16 protein-coding genes, 1 tRNA gene, 1 other RNA gene and 1 other annotated feature are annotated in these 14,895 nt (G+C 37.1%); of the genes, 14 read left to right on the forward strand and 4 right to left on the reverse strand.

What is annotated here, in order from left to right:
* Window positions 1–97: 97 nt before the first annotated feature.
* Window positions 98–1,099 (reverse strand): YaaC family protein, encoded by a 1,002-nt coding sequence (locus ACLBWW_RS28290; RefSeq protein ID WP_048543003.1) that lies wholly within the window; start codon window positions 1,097–1,099, stop codon window positions 98–100.
* Window positions 1,100–1,214: 115 nt separating this feature from the next.
* Between ACLBWW_RS28290 and guaB the strand changes: the two genes are divergently transcribed.
* The 7 genes from guaB (at window position 1,215) to ACLBWW_RS28325 (ending at window position 8,170) form a co-directional block, all read left to right on the forward strand.
* Window positions 1,215–2,678 carry an IMP dehydrogenase gene (gene guaB / locus ACLBWW_RS28295; RefSeq protein ID WP_000264076.1) on the forward strand — a complete coding sequence of 488 codons (1,464 nt, stop codon included), beginning with the start codon at window positions 1,215–1,217 and terminating at the stop codon, window positions 2,676–2,678.
* A 113-nt stretch (window positions 2,679–2,791) separates the two neighbouring features.
* On the forward strand, window positions 2,792–4,102 hold the full coding sequence (locus tag ACLBWW_RS28300) for a D-alanyl-D-alanine carboxypeptidase family protein (RefSeq protein ID WP_170957041.1): 1,311 nt from the start codon (window positions 2,792–2,794) through the stop codon (window positions 4,100–4,102).
* 161 nt (window positions 4,103–4,263) lie between these two features.
* On the forward strand, window positions 4,264–5,151 hold the full coding sequence (gene pdxS / locus ACLBWW_RS28305; RefSeq protein ID WP_048543007.1) for a pyridoxal 5'-phosphate synthase lyase subunit PdxS: 888 nt from the start codon (window positions 4,264–4,266) through the stop codon (window positions 5,149–5,151).
* 18 nt (window positions 5,152–5,169) lie between these two features.
* Window positions 5,170–5,760, forward strand: a complete 591-nt coding sequence (pdxT, locus tag ACLBWW_RS28310) for a pyridoxal 5'-phosphate synthase glutaminase subunit PdxT (RefSeq protein ID WP_000238772.1) — start codon at window positions 5,170–5,172, stop codon at window positions 5,758–5,760.
* Window positions 5,761–5,814: 54 nt separating this feature from the next.
* Window positions 5,815–6,036: a binding site (T-box leader), on the forward strand.
* 51 nt (window positions 6,037–6,087) lie between these two features.
* On the forward strand, window positions 6,088–7,362 hold the full coding sequence (gene serS / locus ACLBWW_RS28315) for a serine--tRNA ligase (RefSeq protein WP_048543009.1): 1,275 nt from the start codon (window positions 6,088–6,090) through the stop codon (window positions 7,360–7,362).
* A gap of 156 nt (window positions 7,363–7,518) precedes the next feature.
* A tRNA-Ser gene (locus tag ACLBWW_RS28320) sits at window positions 7,519–7,611 on the forward strand.
* Between the two features lie 166 nt (window positions 7,612–7,777).
* Window positions 7,778–8,170 carry a DUF3797 domain-containing protein gene (locus ACLBWW_RS28325; RefSeq protein WP_000364198.1) on the forward strand — a complete coding sequence of 131 codons (393 nt, stop codon included), beginning with the start codon at window positions 7,778–7,780 and terminating at the stop codon, window positions 8,168–8,170.
* A gap of 35 nt (window positions 8,171–8,205) precedes the next feature.
* On the opposite strand, the gene ACLBWW_RS28330 is transcribed toward ACLBWW_RS28325, so the two are convergent.
* The 3 genes from ACLBWW_RS28330 to ACLBWW_RS28340 form a co-directional block, all read right to left on the reverse strand.
* On the reverse strand, window positions 8,206–8,874 hold the full coding sequence (locus ACLBWW_RS28330) for a deoxynucleoside kinase (RefSeq protein WP_001053583.1): 669 nt from the start codon (window positions 8,872–8,874) through the stop codon (window positions 8,206–8,208).
* A 2-nt stretch (window positions 8,875–8,876) separates the two neighbouring features.
* Window positions 8,877–9,512 carry a deoxynucleoside kinase gene (locus ACLBWW_RS28335; RefSeq protein ID WP_000148207.1) on the reverse strand — a complete coding sequence of 212 codons (636 nt, stop codon included), beginning with the start codon at window positions 9,510–9,512 and terminating at the stop codon, window positions 8,877–8,879.
* Between the two features lie 125 nt (window positions 9,513–9,637).
* The gene (locus tag ACLBWW_RS28340) at window positions 9,638–10,177 is read right to left on the reverse strand and encodes an isochorismatase family cysteine hydrolase (RefSeq protein WP_000798743.1); all 540 of its coding nucleotides are present in this window, start codon (window positions 10,175–10,177) and stop codon (window positions 9,638–9,640) included.
* A 107-nt stretch (window positions 10,178–10,284) separates the two neighbouring features.
* On the opposite strand from ACLBWW_RS28340, the gene tadA reads away from it, so the two are divergent.
* The 7 genes from tadA (at window position 10,285) to ACLBWW_RS28375 (ending at window position 14,636) form a co-directional block, all read left to right on the forward strand.
* On the forward strand, window positions 10,285–10,785 hold the full coding sequence (gene tadA, locus ACLBWW_RS28345) for a tRNA adenosine(34) deaminase TadA (RefSeq protein WP_048543018.1): 501 nt from the start codon (window positions 10,285–10,287) through the stop codon (window positions 10,783–10,785).
* A gap of 80 nt (window positions 10,786–10,865) precedes the next feature.
* An RNA gene (ffs, locus tag ACLBWW_RS28350) (signal recognition particle sRNA large type) lies at window positions 10,866–11,130 on the forward strand.
* 132 nt (window positions 11,131–11,262) lie between these two features.
* Window positions 11,263–12,951 carry a DNA polymerase III subunit gamma/tau gene (gene dnaX, locus ACLBWW_RS28355; protein ID WP_098069404.1) on the forward strand — a complete coding sequence of 563 codons (1,689 nt, stop codon included), beginning with the start codon at window positions 11,263–11,265 and terminating at the stop codon, window positions 12,949–12,951.
* Window positions 12,952–12,976: 25 nt separating this feature from the next.
* The gene (locus tag ACLBWW_RS28360; RefSeq protein ID WP_170771173.1) at window positions 12,977–13,303 is read left to right on the forward strand and encodes a YbaB/EbfC family nucleoid-associated protein; all 327 of its coding nucleotides are present in this window, start codon (window positions 12,977–12,979) and stop codon (window positions 13,301–13,303) included.
* 14 nt (window positions 13,304–13,317) lie between these two features.
* Window positions 13,318–13,914: a recombination protein RecR gene (gene recR / locus ACLBWW_RS28365; protein WP_000559168.1), complete on the forward strand. Its 597-nt coding sequence runs from the start codon at window positions 13,318–13,320 to the stop codon at window positions 13,912–13,914.
* 14 nt (window positions 13,915–13,928) lie between these two features.
* Window positions 13,929–14,150: a YaaL family protein gene (locus ACLBWW_RS28370; RefSeq protein ID WP_000466020.1), complete on the forward strand. Its 222-nt coding sequence runs from the start codon at window positions 13,929–13,931 to the stop codon at window positions 14,148–14,150.
* A 216-nt stretch (window positions 14,151–14,366) separates the two neighbouring features.
* The gene (locus ACLBWW_RS28375) at window positions 14,367–14,636 is read left to right on the forward strand and encodes a pro-sigmaK processing inhibitor BofA family protein (RefSeq protein WP_001089486.1); all 270 of its coding nucleotides are present in this window, start codon (window positions 14,367–14,369) and stop codon (window positions 14,634–14,636) included.
* The last annotated feature ends 259 nt before the right edge of the window (window positions 14,637–14,895 follow it).

Genomic DNA, 14,895 nt, shown 5'->3' on the forward strand with positions numbered 1-14,895 from the left:
TAAGCTCTCTAGCGCCGATGGTAGTTGGGACCTTGTCCCTGTGAGAGTAGGACGTCGCCAAGCAACTAAAAACACAAGTCTTTTGACTTGTGTTTTTTTATTTCCCATGAAATAGGCTCGGTTCTGTTAGTAAAAAAGACGAAATATAGTAAGGGATTTTTTGAGCAGAAATAGTAAGAAATTGATAAATAAATGGATAATCTTCAGAGCCATAGCTCCCAAGTAAATCATACCACCAATCTGTTTCGTATCTAGAAATCATACTTAAATTGTAGAGCAATAAATAATGAACAAGAAGTTCAGGTAATACTGGTTTAGGATTTCTCGGGTCAATTGGAATTGGTAAGTAATAAGTATCAGCAAGATATTCGTAGTATAAAGGCGTACTATATATAGGGTTCCACGACTGGATAGGAGCTGTAAAAAGCAGATTCGATCCGCTCGTTTTCCCAGGAACATGTTGTATGGATAAATGCTTACAAGTTGATTCAATGTAACGTGAAAATCTTTCTGTAGTCATATGAAGTCGATCTAGTATGTTGGCCGAAAAGGAAAGTTCATTTGTATTTGTTGAATCGATTTTATATAAAGTGGCCCCTCTTTGACTATAGCGAAATAAATTTTGTAATTCAGGAATATTTCCCATTAGATCTAGCATGTTAAACTTTTCTGCTTCTAAGTGTTTCATGTGAAACAGCTGTTCTGCAATATGAGTAAATAATCCATTTTTTTGCACCTTCACCTCATCTTCTAAAAATTGATACCCCTGTTTTTTTCGTTTACGAGTCGTAACACCATGAGCTAAAACAGTAGTGGATTCTGGATAGTTAGGATCAATAGTTAGTAAGCAGGCTTTAAAAAGTTGGCTCATTCCATAAAACAATAACATTGGCTGAATCGAAAAAGGGGCCACCTTATATAATTCATAATAGTTTTTCCCGTGTTCTAAGTAATAAATAAAGGGATAACAATTTTCGAAACTTTTTTTTTCAGCATCTTGTATGGAGGATTTTTCATAGCAACGGGCAAGATAACGTTGTACATTTTGAGATGAAAAGAAGAAACTTAATTGCTGCCAAGTACAATGTGTTTGATGCATATATTACGCTCCTTTTATTGTCTAAAAATTCTAACATATATATACGTCCTTGACAGTATTTTAACCAATTGATAAGCTACTAATAATAATTTCTGGTATCATGGGGGGAACAATTATGTGGGAATCTAAATTTGTTAAAGAAGGTTTGACTTTTGATGACGTATTACTTGTACCAGCAAAGTCAGATGTACTACCAAGAGAAGTAAGTGTTAAAACAGTTTTATCTGAAAGCTTACAGTTAAATATCCCGTTAATTAGTGCAGGAATGGATACAGTAACAGAAGCTGATATGGCTATTGCAATGGCTCGTCAAGGCGGTTTAGGAATTATTCATAAAAACATGTCTATTGAACAACAAGCGGAGCAAGTTGATAAAGTAAAACGTTCTGAAAGTGGCGTTATTTCAGATCCTTTCTTTTTAACTCCAGAACATCAAGTGTATGATGCAGAGCACCTTATGGGAAAATACCGTATCTCAGGTGTACCGGTTGTAAATAATTTAGACGAGCGAAAATTAGTTGGTATTATTACAAACCGTGATATGCGTTTTATCCAAGACTACTCAATCAAAATTTCCGACGTAATGACAAAAGAAAAGCTAATTACAGCCCCAGTTGGTACAACGCTGGAAGAAGCTGAAAAGATCCTACAAAAGTACAAAATTGAAAAACTCCCTCTCGTTGATAACAACGGTGTATTACAAGGGCTTATTACAATAAAAGATATTGAAAAAGTAATTGAATTCCCAAATTCTGCGAAGGATAAGCAAGGACGCTTATTAGTTGGAGCAGCGGTTGGTGTAACGGCTGATGCTATGCTTCGTATCGACGCATTAGTAAAAGCTAGCGTAGATGCAATCGTACTTGATACAGCTCATGGACATTCTCAAGGTGTTATTGATAAAGTGAAAGAAGTTCGTGCGAAATATCCATCACTAAATATTATCGCTGGAAATGTTGCTACTGCTGAAGCAACGAAAGCATTAATTGAAGCAGGTGCAAACGTAGTTAAAGTTGGTATTGGACCAGGCTCTATTTGTACGACACGCGTTGTAGCTGGCGTGGGTGTACCACAATTAACAGCAGTTTATGATTGTGCAACAGAAGCTCGTAAACACGGTATTCCAGTTATTGCTGATGGTGGTGTTAAGTACTCTGGTGACATGGTAAAAGCTTTAGCAGCAGGAGCACACGTTGTTATGCTAGGTAGTATGTTTGCTGGTGTTGCTGAAAGCCCTGGAGAAACTGAAATTTATCAAGGTCGTCAATTCAAAGTATATCGTGGTATGGGTTCTGTCGGAGCGATGGAAAAAGGAAGTAAAGACCGTTACTTCCAAGAAGGAAATAAAAAACTTGTTCCAGAAGGTATTGAAGGTCGAGTACCATATAAAGGACCTTTAGCCGATACAGTTCATCAATTAGTTGGTGGATTACGTGCCGGTATGGGATATTGCGGAGCTCAGAATTTAGAATTCTTACGTGAGAATGCACAATTCATTCGTATGTCAGGTGCTGGTTTACGTGAAAGCCACCCTCATCACGTACAAATTACAAAAGAGGCTCCAAACTACTCATTGTAATGTCTTATATAAAAATAGACGGAGATTTGATATCTCTGTCTATTTTTTTTTGATTATGTTAGAATAACGGTTATGTGAGTACATAGATATTGGGGGTAGCAAAAGTGAAAGGTATGTTTTGCAAAAGATTCATTGCTTTAGTAACAATGCTTACACTAGCTTGTAGTATGTTGTTACCATATAGCAATGCATCAGCAGAAACAGGAGCTGCTTTAAACATTGAAGCAGGTGCAGCAATTTTAGTTGAAGCGAATTCTGGGAAAATTTTATATCAAAAGAATGCAGATGAATTATTATCAATTGCTAGTATGACAAAAATGATGAGTGAGTATTTAGTGAACGAGGCTGTTGCGAAAGGGAAACTAAAGTGGGACCAAAAAGTTAAGGTTTCTGAATATGCGTATAAAATTTCGCAAGATCGTTCATTATCGAATGTGCCGCTACGAAACGGTGATTCTTATACAGTAAAAGAGTTATATGAGGCAATGGCAATTTATTCTGCTAATGGTGCAACGATAGCTTTAGCTGAAGCAGTTGCTGGAAAAGAAGTAGACTTTGTAAAAATGATGAACGATAAGTCGAAAGAGCTTGGATTAAAAACTTACAAGTTTGTAAATTCTACTGGCTTAACAAACAAAGATTTAAAAGGACAGCATCCTGAAGGAACAACTCCGGATGAAGAAAATAAAATGGCTGCGAGAGATGTAGCAATTTTAGCACAACGCCTTATTCAAGATTTCCCTAAAACATTAGATACAGCTAAAATTTCAAAAAAGACGTTCCGTGAAGGTACTACGGATCGAATTGACATGATTAACTGGAACTGGATGTTACCAGGTTTATCTAAGGTATATGCGGGTGTAGATGGCCTGAAAACGGGTTCAACTCCAGAAGCAGGGGATTGCTTCACTGGTACAATTGAAAAAGATGGTATGCGTTTTATTTCTGTAGTTATTAAAACGAAGTCTCGTGATGCACGCTTTGATGAGACAAAGAAACTATATGATTATGGATTTGCTAATTTTGAAATGAAGAAACTATATAAAAAAGATTCTTCAGTAAAAGGACAAGAAACAGTACGAGTAGAAAATGCTAAAGATAAAGATGTAGCAGTTCAAACAAAACAAGCTGTTTCACTTCCAGTGCCAAAAGGAAGTAAAGATGTTTATAAAACAGAATTAAAAGAAGCGAATAAGGGACAAGAAGCACCTATTAAAAAGGGAGCTGCACTTGGCCAAATGGTAATCACACCAAAAGATGCGAATGATCCTGGATTTTTATCTGGTAAGTCATTACAAATAGATCTTGTAACAAAGTCTGCAGTAGAGGAAGCGAATTGGTTTACTCGCTCTATGCGCGGAATTGGTTCTTTCTTTAGTGGTATATGGAATAGTGCCGTTGATACAGTAAAAGGTTGGTTTTAAAAGCTCCTCATTGTAGGGGCTTTTTCTTATTCCTATTTTTCATACCGACTTTATGAAAAAGTAGTAGACAAGCATCTGATAGTTAGTGGTAGAATGTAAGAGTATTCTTAATTTTCGCCTTTAACGGGGAAAAGCAATTCACCTAGGGGGGTTTTTGTAACATGACAAATGTAACAGGGACAGAACGTGTAAAACGTGGAATGGCAGAAATGCAAAAAGGCGGCGTTATTATGGACGTAATTAACGCTGAACAAGCAAAAATTGCAGAAGAGGCAGGCGCAGTTGCTGTTATGGCACTAGAGCGTGTACCAGCAGATATTCGTGCAGCAGGTGGCGTTTCTCGTATGGCAGACCCAACAATCGTTGAAGAAGTTATGGGCGCTGTTTCAATTCCGGTTATGGCAAAATGCCGTATCGGTCATCTTGTAGAAGCACGTGTATTAGAATCATTAGGGGTAGACTATATCGATGAGAGTGAAGTATTAACTCCTGCTGATGAAGTATACCATTTAAATAAACGTGATTACACAGTTCCGTTTGTATGTGGTTGCCGTGATATCGGAGAAGCTGCACGTCGTATTGCAGAAGGTGCATCTATGCTTCGTACAAAAGGTGAACCAGGAACAGGAAACATTGTAGAGGCAGTGCGTCATATGCGCCAAGTCAATGCAGAAATCCGTCAAGTTGCAACTCTACGTGAAGATGAGTTAATGACATATGCAAAAAATACTGGTGCTCCTTATGAAGTACTACTTGAAATTAAACGCCTTGGTCGTTTGCCAGTTGTAAACTTCGCAGCAGGTGGTGTAGCAACACCAGCAGATGCAGCGTTAATGATGCAACTTGGTGCAGATGGTGTATTTGTTGGATCTGGTATCTTCAAATCAGAGAATCCAGAGAAATTTGCACGCGCAATCGTTGAAGCGACGACTCATTATGAGGATTACGAACTAATTGCAAGCCTTTCTAAAGGATTAGGTAATGCGATGAAAGGTATCGAAATTTCAACGTTATTACCAGAACAACGTATGCAAGAGCGTGGATGGTAATTGAAGGAGAACTTTAAAATGGTGAAAATCGGTGTACTAGGTCTTCAAGGTGCAGTTCGTGAGCATATAAAATCAGTTGAAGCAAGTGGTGCGGAAGCTGTTGTTGTAAAGCGTATAGAGCAACTTGAAGAGATTGATGGTCTTATTTTACCAGGCGGTGAAAGTACAACAATGCGCCGTCTTATTGATAAGTATGCTTTCATGGAACCACTTCGTACATTCGCGAAGTCTGGTAAACCAATGTTTGGTACGTGTGCAGGTATGATTCTTCTTGCAAAAACACTTATTGGCTATGAAGAAGCACATATTGGTGCTATGGATATTACAGTAGAGCGCAATGCGTTCGGACGCCAAAAAGATAGCTTTGAAGCCGCACTGTCAATTAAAGGTGTAGGAGAAGAATTTATTGGTGTATTTATTCGTGCTCCGTATGTTGTAAATGTAGCTGATGATGTTGAAGTACTTTCCACACATGGTGATCGAATGGTAGCAGTAAAACAAAATCAGTTTTTAGCTGCTTCATTCCATCCAGAATTAACGGATGATCATCGTGTGACAGCATACTTTGTAGAAATGGTAAAAGAAGCGAAAATGAAAAAAGTTGTATAAGTAACTTGCAACTTGTATAAGATTATAGTAAATTGATGGTAACAATTTTATAAAATAAGCGTGTTGATAGGAAGTAGTAACAAATGCCGTTTCTTATAGAGAGTCGATGGTTGGTGGAAATCGATAGAAACAGTTTGTGAATCCATCCTGGAATGGAATGTGGAATATCTTTATGATTAGTAAACATTCCCGGTGAAGAGCCGTTATTTCTACTTGAGAGGAAAGCGGTAATGCTTTCAACTAGGGTGGCAACGCGGGTTAACTCCCGTCCCTTTATATAGGGACGGGAGTTTTTTGTGTTTTATAAAATAAAAGGAGGAGTATATAATGCTTGATATTAAATTTTTACGTACAAATTTTGAAGAAGTAAAAGCAAAGTTACAGCATAGAGGCGAAGATTTAACTGATTTTGGTCGTTTTGAAGAGCTGGATACGAGAAGAAGAGAATTACTTGTTCAAACAGAGGAATTAAAAAGTAAACGTAACGAAGTATCTCAACAAATCTCTGTATTGAAGCGTGAAAAGAAAGATGCAGAAGCTCTAATTCTAGAAATGCGTGAAGTTGGAGAAAAAGTAAAAGATCTTGATAATGAACTTCGTACAGTTGAAGAAGATTTAGAAAGATTAATGTTATCTATTCCAAATATACCTCATGAATCTGCTCCAATTGGTGAAACAGAGGATGATAATGTAGTAGCACGTAATTGGGGAGAAGTGAAAGAATTTGCTTTTGAACCAAAACCACATTGGGATCTTGCTACAGATTTAGGAATTTTAGATTTTGAGCGTGCTGGGAAGGTAACAGGAAGCCGCTTCGTATTCTATAAAGGTGCTGGCGCGAGATTAGAGCGTGCTTTAATTAGCTTTATGCTTGATCTTCATACTGACGAGCATGGATACGAAGAAGTATTACCTCCGTATATGGTAAACCGTGCAAGTATGACAGGAACAGGACAACTTCCGAAATTTGAAGAAGATGCATTCCGTATTGAAAGTGAAGATTATTTCTTAATTCCAACAGCTGAAGTACCTGTAACGAACATGCACCGTGATGAAATCTTAAATAAAGAGCAACTGCCTATACGATATGCTGCATTTAGCTCTTGTTTCCGTTCTGAAGCAGGTTCAGCTGGCCGTGATACACGTGGCTTAATTCGTCAGCATCAGTTCAATAAAGTAGAGCTTGTAAAGTTCGTAAAACCAGAAGATTCTTATGAAGAGTTAGAAAAACTAACAAATGATGCAGAACGCGTGTTACAATTATTAGAGTTGCCATATCGCGTTATGAGCATGTGCACAGGCGATTTAGGATTTACAGCAGCGAAGAAATACGATATCGAAGTATGGATTCCAAGCTATGGCACATATCGTGAGATTTCTTCTTGTAGTAATTTTGAGGCTTTCCAAGCGAGACGTGCAAATATCCGTTTCCGTCGTGAGCCAAACGGCAAACCAGAACATGTTCATACATTAAATGGATCTGGTCTTGCAATTGGACGTACGGTGGCAGCTATTTTAGAGAACTACCAACAAGAAGATGGTACAATTATAATTCCAGAAGTTCTTCGCCCTTATATGGGAGGAAAAACAGTTATTAAGTAAATTTATAAACATTCATCGGTATGAGTGATTGGTAATTATGAGCGTTGTCAGTACTATAATGTAGGAGAGGGAAAGTAAAATTTTCCTTTCCTCATAATTTATTTTAGTAGGGTTGACTAACTGTTTTTCTTTTGATATTATATTTGATGTCAATATGGAGGTATACCCAAGTCTGGCTGAAGGGATCGGTCTTGAAAACCGACAGGCGGCGAGAGTCGCGCGGGGGTTCGAATCCCTCTACCTCCTCCAGATATAATTGACAACAGCGCATATAAGTGGAGATTGGAGAACTCGTTACCAACACGTAACGAGTTTTTATTTTAAAACCAATCATAAAGTATGGTGTAAGGCGATTTTGTCCTTATTACACACTCATATTCCGATGATTATCTTCATAGATATGAAAGGAGTCAACATGGATCTTATTATACAAACGTTTCCTTTAGATGGAAAAACTTTATATTATGTACAATGTCCTGTCTGTAAGAACAATAGAATTTTAAACAGTGGTGCAAATGTGTCACGCATTATAAGCGATGATACATTCCGTAAACTTTGTGGTTGCACTTGTGATGTAAAGCAAACTGCGACAAAAGTAGAGGCGCCAAAAAAAGTTGAAAAAGCAGCTGTAAAGAAAGAAGCAGCTCCAAAACGTACAGGTAAAGTATTAACAGCAGTGATTAACGGGAAAGAAATGACTGTTAAAGAGATTGCTGAAACATACGATATTAGTACAAGTACTGTTCGTCAGCGTATTAACGCTGGAAAACCTGAGAGTGAAATTATTGCTCCGACAAAAAAGAAGTAATTTAATAGAAAAACCCGTGCGTATGCACGGGTTTTTTATTTTACAAGTTTGCGTGTTTGTTTTAAAAAATGGCCAATTTTTTTAATGATTGGTTCAATTGAATCACCATCTTTTAAAATATCGTATTCATTAATGTTTAATCGTAAAACAGGGCATGCATTAAAGTTATTAATCCAGTTTTCGTAACGGCCATGCATCTCTTTCCAATACTCAATTGGTGTTTGTTGTTCCATCGGACGTCCGCGTTCTTGGATACGATCAACAATATCATCGAAAGAACCTTCTAAGTAAATTAATAAATCAGGATGAGGGAAGTAAGGAGTCATGACCATAGCGTCAAATAAACCTTTGTATGTTTCATAATCAGTTTCCGTCATTGTACCTTTTTCATGATGCATCTTTGCAAAAATTCCAGTGTCTTCATATATAGAGCGATCTTGAACAAAACCGCCACCGTATTCAAAAATTCTTTTTTGTTCTTTAAATCGTTCTGCTAAAAAGTACACTTGCAAGTGGAAGCTCCAGCGTGTGAAATCAGCATAGAACTTGTCCAAATACGGGTTCGAATCTACCTTTTCAAATGATGTGCGATAACCTAAAGCGTTAGCTAATGCAGTTGTCATAGTTGATTTTCCGACACCTACTGTTCCAGCAATAGTGATTACTGCGTCATTTGGTATATCATATTTTTGCCTTAAATTCATTGTTATTCCGACTCCTTTAAGAGAGTATTTTGAAGGGCGGATAGGATGACGTTTAAATCATCAGGATTTTTTACAAAATCCATATCGTCTCCGTTAAATTTTAATACTGGGATATCTGGATGATCTTTTTTAAAAGTATCCATTGCTGTTTCGTAATCTTTTGTGAGCTGTAGTAAGTAATTTGGATCCATGTTTTTTTCGAATTCTCTTCCGCGCATCGCAATTCGTGTTTGTAATGTTTCCAAGCTAGCTGTTAAATAAACGATAACGTTTGGTACAGGCATATCTTGTGTAAGTATACGATAGATTTGCATGTACTTGTCATATTGAGAATTCTTTAATGTACGGGATGCGAAAATTAAATTTTTAAATATATGATAATCCGCTACTACTGGTTTCCTTTGATTCAAATACTTTATGTTAATATCTTCTAATTGTTTGTATCTATTACAAAGAAAGAACATCTCTGTTTGAAAACTCCATTCGTCGATGTCTTCATAGAATTTTCCTAAAAAAGGATTCTCATCAACAATTTCTTTTAGTAAGTGGAGTTGCATGTGAGTTGAAATTGCCTTCGCAAGTGAGGTTTTTCCAACACCAATTGGTCCTTCAACCGTGATAAATGGTACTCCGGTCACGCTGTTTCCTCCTTTCAATCAGTGATTTACCGTGACTACTAAAAACACAAAACAGAATTATTGTAGCACAGGAGGGAAGCGAGCGGGTTAATTTGATATAAAAAGTTAGAAAATAAATATATGTATTAATTAATTTTTATTTGAGATGACGGTACTATATTTGCTTTTAATGTGGCTTCCATTATTTTTAAAGCATGCAGATTATCCTGATCATGATTAGAGGCAATACAGTCCTGTGGTACATACAGTGTATAATTTCTCATATGAGCATCGTTAGCTGTAAAGAGGATACATATATTCCCGGCGACTCCTGTCAATATTAGATTTTCTATTTTTAAATAGCCTAATAAAGAATTTAAAGGTGTTTCATAAAAAGCAGAGTAATGTGGTTTAATAAAAATGTAATCATCAGTATTTGGAGCAATCTTATGAATGATATTTTCACTATACTCATTTGTACAATGAGTAATTAGTTGGTCAATATCAGATCTCCAAAGTTGATAATGGTCATTAACATAAATTATGGGGTAGCCAAAGGATTTCATTGTTTTCTTTAATTGTAAAATAGGGTTTGTTATAATTTCGCATTTTTTGGCTAGGGTGGGCCCGTGTGAAAATTGAAAATCATTAATCATATCGATAATGAGTAAGGCAGTATTCTTCATATGTAATCCCCTCTCTTTTTTATTAGGGTGGATTGAATTTGTAAAAGTTATCCCATGTGTAGTAAATGGAAAAAAGTGTATTTTATTTGAAGTGAAAGGACTATGGTATGGAACACGATCAAGATATTTATTTTATGCAGTTAGCAATAGAAGAGGCTAAAAAAGCAGAGGCAATACAAGAAGTACCGATTGGTGCAGTTATAGTGTTAGATGGTGAAGTAATTAGTGTTGCTCATAATTTAAGAGAAACTGAACAAAGATCAATAGCTCACGCTGAGTTATTAGCTATTGATGAGGCGTGCAAAAAATTAAGGACATGGCGTTTAGAAGATGCGACGTTATATGTAACATTAGAGCCTTGTCCGATGTGTGCGGGTGGGATTGTTTTATCACGAGTGAAGCGAGTTGTATATGGTGCAAGTGATCCAAAAGGTGGATGTGCAGGGACTTTGATGAATCTTTTAACGGATGAACGCTTTAATCATCAATGCGAGGTAGTTGCTGGTGTATTAGAAGAAGAATGCGGTACTTTGTTAACAAACTTTTTTAGGGAGCTTCGTAAAAAAAGAAAAGCGATAAAAAAATTAGAGAAAAGTAACGAGAATTAACGTATTTGCATTTTGTAAAAAAACAAGTTATACTGATAATGCCTTTTAATGAAGGCAACCGAATATTGGTTTTAACTTTGCCGTGCTAAGCGGGGAGGTAGCGGTGCCCTATACTCGCAATCCGCTCTAGCGAGGCCGAATCCCTTCTCGAGGTTATGCTGCTGTAAGGTCTGCCTTAAGTAAGTGGTGTTGACGTTTGGGTCCTGCGCAACGGGACCCCGTGAACCTTGTCAGGTCCGGAAGGAAGCAGCAATAAGCGGGTCTTCTCGTGTGCCGCAGGAGTGCCTGAACCGAGCTAACTGCTTGAGTAACGCTTATGGTACGTAATCGACAGAAGGTGCACGGCAGTTATATATGTATACAAAACTCACCTTAATACTAAGGTGGGTTTTTTGTATAGAAAATAACTTTTGGAATCTATAAACAGAATGGGTTATAATAAATAAGATAATAACCTTTGAGGGAGGCCGTATTTTCGTGTCATACCAAGCGTTATACCGAACATGGAGACCGCAAAAATTTGAAGATGTAGTTGGTCAAAAGCACGTGACAAAAACGTTGCAAAATGCCCTTCTTCAAGAGAAAGTTTCACATGCTTATTTATTTTCTGGGCCGAGGGGAACAGGAAAAACGACAATTGCAAAAGTATTTGCAAAAGCAATCAACTGTGAACATGCTCCGGTAGCTGAACCTTGTAATGAATGTCCTTCTTGTTTGGGGATTACACAAGGATCTATTTCAGATGTATTAGAAATTGATGCGGCTTCAAATAACGGTGTAGATGAAATTCGAGATATTAGAGATAAAGTAAAATATGCTCCAAGTGCTGTAGAATATAAAGTATACATTATTGATGAAGTCCACATGCTTTCTATGGGTGCCTTCAATGCGCTTTTAAAAACGTTAGAAGAGCCGCCAGGACACGTCATCTTTATTTTGGCGACAACAGAACCGCATAAGATTCCGCCTACAATCATTTCACGTTGCCAGCGTTTTGAATTTCGAAAAATATCAGTAAATGATATTGTTGAGAGATTATCGACGGTTGTGACGAATGAAGGTACGCAAGTAGAAGATGAGGCGTTACAAATTGTTGCACGTGCGGCTGAAGGTGGTATGCGTGATGCGCTTAGTCTTATTGATCAGGCAATATCTTATAGTGATGAGACAGTTACGACAGAAGATGTATTAGCTGTGACAGGTTCTGTTTCCCAGCAATACTTAGGTAACTTAGTAGAATGTATACGTGAAAATGATGTATCAAGAGCATTACGTATCATAGATGAGATGATGGGTAAAGGGAAAGATCCAGTTCGTTTTATGGAGGATTTCATTTACTATTATCGCGATATGCTTTTATATCAAACCTCATCACAACTGGAACATATGTTGGAACGAGTAATGGTAGATGAGCAATTCCGGATGTTAAGTGAAGAAATGCAACCGGAAGTAATCTATGAAATCATTCATACGCTTAGTAAGGGACAACAGGAAATGAAGTGGACAAATCATCCGCGAATTTTCTTAGAAGTTGTTATGGTACAACTGTGTCAACAGTTTATGATGCAAGCGAACGGTGCAGATCGTTTACAAGCAATTATGAACAGGATGCAGCAATTGGAGAAAGAGTTAGAACAAGTCAAAAAGAATGGTGTGCCGGCTGGTGTGCAGCAAGAAGTCAGAGAGACACGTGCAACACCAAAGCCAGTGCGTACAGGTAGTATGAAAATTCCTGTTGGACGCGTAAATGAAGTGTTAAAGCAAGCAAAGCGTCAGGATTTAGAACAATTAAAAGCTGTGTGGGGTGAGTTGTTAGGAAGACTCAAATCATTCAACAAAGTAGCGTTTGCTGTTTTATTAGAAAATAGCGAACCGGTAGCGGCTTCGGATGATACTTACGTTTTAGCGTTTCAATATGAGATTCACTGTAAAATGGCAAGCGAAAACCGAGAAGCTATGGATACAGTGGAACAAGCCTTATTTGAACTGTTAAGTAAAAGATTAAATATGATTGCCATTCCAAAAAGTGAATGGGGTAAAATCCGTGAAGATTTTTTACAGCGTGAAGGCGAGAATTCTGAAGAAAGCCCAGAGAAAAAAGAAGATCCTCTTATAGAAGAGGCAGTAAAATTAGTAGGACAAGAACTTATTGAAATAAAAGAGTAATAATAATTAGGAGGAATTAATTATGATGCGTGGCGGAATGGGAAATATGAATAATATGATGAAACAAATGCAAAAGATGCAAAAAGATATGGCAAAAGCGCAAGAAGAACTTGGCGAAAAAACAGTTGAAGGTACAGCTGGCGGCGGTATGGTCACAGTTATTGCAAATGGTCATAAGCAAATTCTTGAAGTGAAAGTTAAAGAAGAAGTAGTAGATCCAGAAGATATCGAAATGTTACAAGACTTAGTGTTAGCTGCAACGAATGATGCACTTAAAAAAGCTGATGAACTTTCAAACTCTACAATGGGTAAATTTACAAAAGGCTTAAACTTACCAGGTGGAATGTTCTAGGAGGATACTGATATATGCATTATCCAGAACCGATATCGAAATTAATTGATAGTTTTATGAAGTTGCCAGGAATCGGACCGAAAACAGCGGTTCGATTGGCATTTTTCGTATTAGATATGAAAGAAGATGATGTGTTAGGTTTTGCAAAAGCACTTGTGAATGCGAAGCGAGATTTAGCGTATTGTTCTGTATGTGGACATATTACTGACCGCGATCCTTGTTATATTTGTAATGATTCGCATCGAGATCAGTCGATTGTTTGTGTTGTGCAGGAACCGAAAGATGTAATCGCAATGGAAAAGATGAAAGAGTATCAAGGTGTATATCATGTGTTACGTGGTGCGATTTCTCCAATGGAGGGAATTGGACCGGAAGACATTAATATCCCGCAACTTTTAAAGCGACTGCATGATGAAACGGTACAAGAAGTGATACTAGCAACAAACCCTAATATTGAAGGGGAAGCTACAGCGATGTATATATCCCGCCTCTTAAAGCCGACAGGTATTAAAGTAACTCGTATTGCACATGGTCTGCCAGTTGGTGGAGATTTAGAATATGCAGATGAAGTGACACTGTCGAAAGCGTTAGAAGGTCGTAGAGAAGTATAAGAGGAGAAACAAAAATGTTCTTTCAAAAAAAGGGTAAATTGCGTAAAGAGTATGATGATAAGCTAATTGTACTATTAGAAAAAGTGAAGAATGAATGGTTACGTCAGAAGAGAATGGTTGAACAAAGTGTGGAACCATCTCAAGATGTACTTTGTTCTTTGAAAATAGCAGAGGCGAAATATTTCTTCTTGTTAAAAGAAGCAAAACGTCGTCCTGTAAAAATGGAACAATGGTAAAAGGTTCTGCTGAAAAAGCAGAACCTTTTATTTTATTTATTAAATATTTAGTGGTTACTTCGTTTGGAAAGAAAGATTAATGGTTTTTATGAAGAAAGTGTTGCCGAATGAAGATTAACAAGATAAAACAACTGGAGTTGTAGGGGAAATGTTCTTTTTTATCGCCTTGTCCCATACAAATAAATATGTATAGATAACTTTCATAAGGAGGAAAAAATGAATTCTACAGTTGTTATTGTCGGTATTCTTACTTTAGTTTTTATCTTTCTTGTTTTTGGTGTTTCTTCTAAGCCGTTACGTTTTATAGGAAAAGCGCTCTTTCATGTTACTTTAGGGATAGCATTACTCTTTATCGTAAATGTTGTAGGAACATATTTTGATTTTCATATTCCAATTAACTTGGGAACCGCAACAATCACAAGTATATTAGGCCTACCTGGTGTTGCTGCTTTAGTGGTTATTAAGCTTTATATCATGCCAAGATAAAATTATTTTGGCATTTTTTAAAAAGTGTTGACGAACAAATGATTAATATGGTAAATTAATAAGCGTCGTCAGGAACGAAAGAAAAAAGTTGTTGACAGATTTAACGCAAAATGTTAAATTATAAAAGTCGCTGAAACGCGATGTTGAACTTTGAAAACTAAACGAAACAAACAACGTGAAACGTCAATTTTTATTTTTAGATGCTAGACAAACTAACTTTATTGGAGAGTTTGATCCTGGCTCAGGATGAACGCTGGCG

It is taken from the genome of Bacillus sp. M5A3_1b (assembly GCF_053345335.1).

Excerpts from the sequence above, each read along its gene's own strand:
- ACLBWW_RS28340 (WP_000798743.1), bottom strand. The coding sequence starts at position 10,177 with ATGAAGAATACTGCCTTACTCATTATCGATATGATTAATGATTTTCAA.
- pdxS (WP_048543007.1), top strand. The coding sequence starts at position 4,264 with ATGACAAATGTAACAGGGACAGAACGTGTAAAACGTGGAATGGCAGAA.
- ACLBWW_RS28360 (WP_170771173.1), top strand. The coding sequence starts at position 12,977 with ATGCGTGGCGGAATGGGAAATATGAATAATATGATGAAACAAATGCAA.
- ACLBWW_RS28370 (WP_000466020.1), top strand. The coding sequence starts at position 13,929 with ATGTTCTTTCAAAAAAAGGGTAAATTGCGTAAAGAGTATGATGATAAG.
- ACLBWW_RS28330 (WP_001053583.1), bottom strand. The coding sequence starts at position 8,874 with ATGAATTTAAGGCAAAAATATGATATACCAAATGACGCAGTAATCACT.
- tadA (WP_048543018.1), top strand. The coding sequence starts at position 10,285 with ATGGAACACGATCAAGATATTTATTTTATGCAGTTAGCAATAGAAGAG.
- ACLBWW_RS28300 (WP_170957041.1), top strand. The coding sequence starts at position 2,792 with ATGTTTTGCAAAAGATTCATTGCTTTAGTAACAATGCTTACACTAGCT.
- recR (WP_000559168.1), top strand. The coding sequence starts at position 13,318 with ATGCATTATCCAGAACCGATATCGAAATTAATTGATAGTTTTATGAAG.
- ACLBWW_RS28375 (WP_001089486.1), top strand. The coding sequence starts at position 14,367 with ATGAATTCTACAGTTGTTATTGTCGGTATTCTTACTTTAGTTTTTATC.
- guaB (WP_000264076.1), top strand. The coding sequence starts at position 1,215 with ATGTGGGAATCTAAATTTGTTAAAGAAGGTTTGACTTTTGATGACGTA.
- serS (WP_048543009.1), top strand. The coding sequence starts at position 6,088 with ATGCTTGATATTAAATTTTTACGTACAAATTTTGAAGAAGTAAAAGCA.
- ACLBWW_RS28290 (WP_048543003.1), bottom strand. The coding sequence starts at position 1,099 with ATGCATCAAACACATTGTACTTGGCAGCAATTAAGTTTCTTCTTTTCA.
- ACLBWW_RS28325 (WP_000364198.1), top strand. The coding sequence starts at position 7,778 with ATGGATCTTATTATACAAACGTTTCCTTTAGATGGAAAAACTTTATAT.
- pdxT (WP_000238772.1), top strand. The coding sequence starts at position 5,170 with ATGGTGAAAATCGGTGTACTAGGTCTTCAAGGTGCAGTTCGTGAGCAT.